Origin of the sequence: Burkholderia sp. Ac-20365 (assembly GCF_017104715.1) — a bacterium.
Lineage (GTDB): Bacteria > Pseudomonadota > Gammaproteobacteria > Burkholderiales > Burkholderiaceae > Paraburkholderia.
On record NZ_JAAGPI010000050.1, the window covers coordinates 52,430 to 58,623 of the forward strand.

Annotated in this window: 8 protein-coding genes; 2 read left to right on the plus strand and 6 right to left on the minus strand. The window is 64.8% G+C overall.

Annotated elements, in window-relative coordinates:
- Position 1: 1 nt before the first annotated feature.
- The 5 genes from G3O01_RS40710 to G3O01_RS40730 form a co-directional block, all read right to left on the minus strand.
- A complete protein-coding gene (locus G3O01_RS40710; protein WP_205813142.1) occupies positions 2 to 961 on the minus strand; it encodes an alpha/beta hydrolase in 960 nt (319 codons plus the stop codon).
- A gap of 93 nt (positions 962 to 1,054) precedes the next feature.
- The gene (locus tag G3O01_RS40715) at positions 1,055 to 1,924 is read right to left on the minus strand and encodes an SDR family oxidoreductase (RefSeq protein WP_205813134.1); all 870 of its coding nucleotides are present in this window, start codon (positions 1,922 to 1,924) and stop codon (positions 1,055 to 1,057) included.
- 18 nt (positions 1,925 to 1,942) lie between these two features.
- The gene (locus G3O01_RS40720; protein ID WP_205813135.1) at positions 1,943 to 2,941 is read right to left on the minus strand and encodes an NADP-dependent oxidoreductase; all 999 of its coding nucleotides are present in this window, start codon (positions 2,939 to 2,941) and stop codon (positions 1,943 to 1,945) included.
- A 57-nt stretch (positions 2,942 to 2,998) separates the two neighbouring features.
- On the minus strand, positions 2,999 to 3,472 hold the full coding sequence (locus G3O01_RS40725) for a PaaI family thioesterase (RefSeq protein WP_205813136.1): 474 nt from the start codon (positions 3,470 to 3,472) through the stop codon (positions 2,999 to 3,001).
- 6 nt (positions 3,473 to 3,478) lie between these two features.
- Complete coding sequence (locus G3O01_RS40730) at positions 3,479 to 3,778, minus strand: Dabb family protein (protein ID WP_241024682.1); 300 nt, start codon at positions 3,776 to 3,778, stop codon at positions 3,479 to 3,481.
- Positions 3,779 to 4,201: 423 nt separating this feature from the next.
- On the opposite strand from G3O01_RS40730, the gene G3O01_RS40735 reads away from it, so the two are divergent.
- Positions 4,202 to 4,495 carry a GYD domain-containing protein gene (locus tag G3O01_RS40735; RefSeq protein ID WP_205813137.1) on the plus strand — a complete coding sequence of 98 codons (294 nt, stop codon included), beginning with the start codon at positions 4,202 to 4,204 and terminating at the stop codon, positions 4,493 to 4,495.
- Positions 4,496 to 4,567: 72 nt separating this feature from the next.
- Here the strand turns inward: G3O01_RS40735 and G3O01_RS40740 are convergent, their stop codons facing one another.
- Positions 4,568 to 5,191, minus strand: a complete 624-nt coding sequence (locus G3O01_RS40740) for a TRIC cation channel family protein (RefSeq protein WP_205813138.1) — start codon at positions 5,189 to 5,191, stop codon at positions 4,568 to 4,570.
- A 263-nt stretch (positions 5,192 to 5,454) separates the two neighbouring features.
- On the opposite strand from G3O01_RS40740, the gene G3O01_RS40745 reads away from it, so the two are divergent.
- Positions 5,455 to 5,946: an LEA type 2 family protein gene (locus tag G3O01_RS40745; RefSeq protein WP_205813139.1), complete on the plus strand. Its 492-nt coding sequence runs from the start codon at positions 5,455 to 5,457 to the stop codon at positions 5,944 to 5,946.
- Positions 5,947 to 6,194 lie beyond the last annotated feature (248 nt).

The window sequence follows — 6,194 nt, forward strand, 5'->3', positions numbered from 1 at the left end:
ATCACACGATGCCGAACGCGGCGCGCAATGCCGCCGCCGCGTCAGCATGGGCGACGGCCACCTCAGGCACGTAGCCGCCCATCTTGAAGAATTCGTGGATCATGCCGGCGTAGCACGTGAACGCAACGGCATTGCCCGCTTCGCGCAACTTGTGCGCATACGCTTCGCCTTCGTCGCTCAGCGGATCGTATTCGGCCGTTGCGATCCACGCGGGCGCCACGCCGTGAAAATCCGGCGCACCGCGCGTGCCGTCGAGCGGCGCGAAACGCCAGTCGTGACGGTCGTCAGCGTCGCGCAGGTATTGCTCGAAGAACCACTGGATCGTGTCGCCCGAAAGCAGATAACCATCGGATAGCCGTTCGTGCGAATCCGTCCGCTGATGGCCGGTCGTACCCGGATAGATCAGCAATTGAAGTGCGAGCGCGATGCCCGCGTCGCGCGCGAGCACCGCGCAGACGGTGGCGAGCGTGCCGCCCGCGCTATCGCCGCCGACGGCGATCCGGTTCGCGTCGACACCGACCAGCAGCGCGTTGTCGTGCAGCCACTTGAGGGCGTCGAACGCGTCGTCGACGGCAGTGGGAAATCTGTGTTCGGGCGCGAGCCGGTAGTCGACCGACATCACCACACATTGCGCGTCGCGCGCGAACATACGGCACAGCGCGTCGTGCGTATTCACGCTGCCGACCGTAAAGCCGCCGCCGTGACAGTAGACGAGCGCGGGCGCCGGATCAGCCCATTGAGGCTCGGCGGGATGATAGAGACGCACGCGGATCGACGCGCCGTCGCGCATAGGCACATCGATGTCCTCGACAGAAAACATTGGCGCGGACGGCACTTCGAGAATAGGCGCGCTTTTCTCGTACGACGCACGCGCCGTCTGCGGCGTCAGATCGTGATACGCGGGACGCTTCGCGCGCGCGATCATGTCGAGCACCTGTTCGATCTTCGGATTCAGCGGCATTGTCGGACGATGGCGCACGCGCGCCGGACGGTTGAATAAGCGCGCCATGATGCCATGAACGCGCTTTGAGACGCTCTCGCTGGGCGCTGCCCGCTAACGCGATTCCTTGACCTCGGGTTTCAGCGACAAGGGATCCGTCGGATTGCGCTGCTGTTCGATATCCTCGTGCCGCAGCCGCACCGTCGCAAGAATGGCGGGATGCGTGAGGATGTAGAAACGCCGCTCGCGGATCGCGTCGAATGTGAGCGCGGCGACATCCGCCGCGCTCAACTTGCCGGAGCGCACCGCGCGCTGCAGTTGCTTGTCGGCGGCAAGTTGCGAGCGAGTCGGCTCGGCGCTGTTGCGCAATTCATCGGGACGTGCGCGCTCGGCATCCGCGATACCCGTCGGCACGAACGCGGGGCACAACAACGAGCAGCCGACTTCTCCGCCCGCGTTCTGCAGATCGTGGTACAGCGTTTCCGTCAGCGACACGACCGCATGTTTCGACGCGTTGTAGATGCCCATCGACGGCGGCGACAGCAGTCCCGCCACCGACGCCGTATTCACGATATGCGCCGGTTCGTTCTGCTTCAGCATGATCGGCGTGAAGACACGCACGCCATGCGCGACACCCATCACGTTGACGCCGAACACCCACGCCCAGTCGTTTGCCGAGCTTTCCCACAGGAAGCCGCCCGAACCGACGCCCGCATTGTTGAACAGCAGATGGACCTTGCCGAAGGCTTGCACTGCGGCATCCGCGAGTGCCTGGACCTGCGCGCCGTCGGACACGTCCGTGCGCACGCCGATCGCTTCGGCGCCCGCCGCGCGCAGTGCGTCGACCGTCTGCGCGAGCGCGGCGGCGTCGACGTCGGCCAGCACGAGTTTCATGCCGAGTGACGCGCCCTTCTGCGCGAACGCGCGGCCAAAGCCGCTCGCCGCGCCGGTAATCACGGCAACCTTGCCGTCGAATTCGACCATCCTGATGTCCTCGCCCGTTCAGATCAGCTTGACCAGCTGTTTGCCGAAGTTCTGTCCTTTGAGCATGCCGAGAAACGCTTCGGGCGCGTTCTCCAGACCTTGCGCAACCGTCTCGCGATACTGCAGTTTCTGTTGCGCGACGAGCGTGCCGAGTTCCTTCAGCGCGGCGGGCCACGCATCCATATGCTCACTGACGATGAAACCCTGAACGAGCAAGCGCTGGGTCAACATCAATGACGGATGTTTGAGCGGCACCGGCTGGCCGTCGTAGCCCGAAATGAAGCCGCACAACGCGATACGCCCATGCGCGTTCATGCGCGCGAGCGTCGCATCGAGCCCGTCACCGCCGACGTTCTCGAAGCAGCCGTCCACGCCGTTGGGCGTCGCAGCCTTGAGATCCTGATAGAGATTGCCCGCCTTGTAATCGACGCACGCGTCGAAGCCGAGTGTCTCGACCACATAGCGGCATTTGTCCGGGCCGCCCGCGATGCCGACGGCGCGCGCGCCCGCGAGCTTCGCCAGTTGCCCGACGACGCTGCCGACCGCCCCGCTTGCCGCGCTCACCACGACCGTCTCGCCGGCCTTCGGCGCGATGATCCGGTTCAGCCCATACCAGGCCGTGACACCGGGCATGCCAACCGGGCCGAGATAGGCGGAAAGCGGCACGTGCGCGTCGTCGACTTTTTGCAGACCTTTGCCGTCCGACGTGCCGAACTCCTGCCAGCCGAACATGCCGACCACCTTGTCGCCAGGCTTGAACGCCGGGTTGTTCGACTCGACCACTTCGCCCGTCGTGCCGCCGATCATCACTTCGTTCAAAGGCTGCGGCGCCGCATACGATTTCGCGTCGCTCATGCGGCCGCGCATGTACGGATCGAGCGACAGGTAGTGGTTGCGCACGCGCACCTGGCCGTCGGCAAGCGGTGTGAGCGGCGTTTCGACGAGCTTGAAGTTGTCGACGGATGCCGCGCCCTGCGGACGCGACACGAGCAGAATCTGACGATTGACCTGGCTCATGACGGGAATGTCTCCGGAGAATATCGCTGGTTGTTGGGTTGGGATCGCGCGCGGTGTTCAGCCGTCGCTTGGACCCGGTTTTGCCGATGGATCGCTGCGCAGACGCTGTTGCCGCACTTCACGGCCCACAGCGAGCCGCTTCATGTATTTGAACGTGCCGAGCGCCTTTGCGACGAAGTGGCCTTCGCTGTCGCGGATCTCGCCTTCGCAATAGGCCATCGTGGTCGAGCGGTGCAGCACGCGCGCCGTTGCGCGCAATTCGCCGCTGCCGGGTTGCATGAAGTTCACCTTCATCTCGACAGTGACCACGCCGACGCCATCCGCGGCAAGACTGCGCGCGGCCATTGCAAGCGCGGCGTCGCAGAGTGTCATCGTGATGCCGCCGTGCGACACGGCCCACGTATTCAGATGTTCGGGACGCAGCGCCAGCACGAGTTCGCTCGCGCCGTCTGCCGCTGAAATGAGCTGGACGCCGAGGTGATCGATAAACGGGCTTTCGATGGCCAGCTTGTTGCCAGTGGAATCGCTCATAGGTGTTCAGACTTCGTAATCGACGGCTTGACGTGCTTCGCGGATGGGCGCGAGGAATGTCTTCACTTCCAGATGCAACGGATGGATCTGATAGCCATCCAATGCCGCCTTGTCGGTGAAATCGGAGACGAGCACGACGTCATAGGTCGAGTCGAGGCCAGACTGCGCAATACCGACTTCGAGATGCAGAATACCCGGCACGGCATCGCGGCAGGCTTCCAGTTTTTCCTTCAGCACGAGCGCGTTCTGTTCGCGCGTGCGGCCTTCACCATCCTTCAACTTCCACATCACGATATGACGAATCAAGTCATTCACCCCTGCTGTTGATCATGCGCCGCGGCACGCGCGAAACGCCTGCGTGCCACCTGGGAAATATGCTTCGCCAGATGATACCCGCACTGCGCAAGACGATGGATCCGTCCGCGCAGCATAGGACGAACGCACGCTCCACCCATACGATCGATCCCCTCATGAAGCGCCGCGTCGCCTATACTTTTCTGGCAATCAGCCCGGCCGTGCGCGTCAGAAGACTTCGCGCGCAACGCGAAACCGGACATCGCGCAGTCTGCGGCGAAGGCATTCCCGAATGCCCCGCCGCCTTGTCTTCCTTCCTCCTTGCCTCTTTTTGCACGCATCGAAAACGGCCCGCGCCGTGTGTGCGTTCGCCTCTGCCGTCCAGAGCCCCTCGCGTCGCGCGCGGCACCTCTGCATCCACTTCATGAGGACACCATGGCTACTTACATCATGCTGGTCAACTGGACCGATCAAGGCGTGCGCACCGCGAAAGACACCGTCAACCGGGCGCGCGCGTTTCGCGAAAGCAGCAAGGCGATGGGCGTGACGGTCGGCACGGTGAACTGGACGCTCGGCGCATACGATCTCGTGATCTCGTTCGATTCTCCTGACGATGAGACCACCACACGTCTGGGCCTCGCACTCGCTGCGCAAGGCAACGTGCGCACGGCAACGATGCGCGCATTCAGCGAAACGGACATGGAAAAGATCGTCGGTGGGTTGAAGTAGCCGGAGTGCAATGCGCGGGTTGTCCCCGGTTGCGAGCCTGCCGCGATCCGCGATCCGCGATCCGCGTTTCGCTCAGAGTTTCGCGCGCGGCAGATGCCAGCCGTGCGTCGCCGCGACGATGCGCAGCACGAAGCACGCGAGCCCGCCCGCGAGGCCCGCCATTGCCGGCGACAGACCGAGCCGGCGCGCGACCAGCACGACGACCGCGCCGAAGAAAGCGGCCGTAGCGTAAATATCCGCGACGAGCACGGACGGGATGCGCGCGAGCAGCACGTCCTTGATCACGCCGCCGCCGACACCCGTGACCGTCCCCATCAGTGCGGCGACGAACGGGCGAATGCGGAAAAGCATCGCCTTTTCGACGCCCGCGACGGCGAACAGCGCAAGGCCCGCCGCGTCGAGCACCATCAGCCAGAAATCGGGGAAGCCTTGAGCGTAGGTGTGAAAGAGGAACGTGAGCAGCCCCGCGACGAAGGTCAGCGCAGGATAGCGCCAGTCGCGGATCGCATTGGGCGGCGTTGCGCCGATCAGCAGGTCGCGTGTCACGCCGCCGCCGAGCGCGGCGACGAACGCGATCACCATCACGCCGAGCAGGTCGAGGCCGCTGTGCATCGCGGCGACCGCGCCTTCGATTGCGAAGATGAACGTGCCGGCGAGATCGGCAGCAAGGACGATAGATTCGATTTTTGGTTTCATGCGGGGTGTTGCGCGCTGGTTGCTCGCCTGGGTGCGCGCCGAACTCCGCTCTGTTTGATGGCCTGGACGAGCTGACGGCGTGAACAGCGGGATCGTGCGGAATGCGTATCGGGCGCGCGGCGATTGTCTCATCGCCGGTTCACTGGGCAAAGCACGCCTTGCATATGCGCCACGACTACCGTCCGCGATACCGCCTCGCGCCGCTAGAATCTCCTTACGAAGCGCGCATCGGGCCGCGCGTTGCTTCCTGGAAGGACATGACCATGATCGCCAACCGCACCGTGCGCATCGTTCAGTTACTGCTTGTCTTCGTCGCATTGCTGTCGCTAGGCGGCTGCGCGGGCATGTTCGGCGGCGATCCGCTGCGCGTGTCCGTGGCCGGGATCGAGCCGCTCGCGGGCCAGGGGATGGAGATGCGCTTCAACCTGAAGCTGCGCGTGCAGAATCCAAACGACTCACCCATCGACTTCAACGGCGTATCCGTCGAACTCGATCTGAACGGCAAGCCGTTCGCGAGCGGCGTCAGCGATCAGACAGGCACCGTGCCGCGTTTCGGCGAAACGGTGATCGGCGTGCCGCTGACGGTGCCCGCGTTAGCGGCCGTGCGTCAGGCGTTCGCCTTCGCCGACAGCGCGCAATCGGGGCAGTTGCCCTATATGCTGCGCGGCCGGCTCGCGGGTGGCATCACGGGCGGCACGCGCTTTAGCGACCAGGGCAAGCTGTCGCTGCCGACGGGCGACATGAGCGGCATGTAGCGCAAGTCCCGAACGCGGAGCGCGTCGCGCTCAGTGATTCGTGCCTTGATTGCCCTGTCCAGAAGGCGCCGGCGGCCGGGCATTTCCGCCACCCTGCGGCGGCGGTCCGGATGGGCGTCCTCCGCCACCTTGCCCCGGTGGCGGTCCCGACGGACGCGCAGCCGGTGGTCCCGCTGGATGTCCCCCGCCTTCCGCGCCCGGCTGGCCGGGTGGCCGACCACCGCCTCCGTTACCTTGGGAAGGCAGAG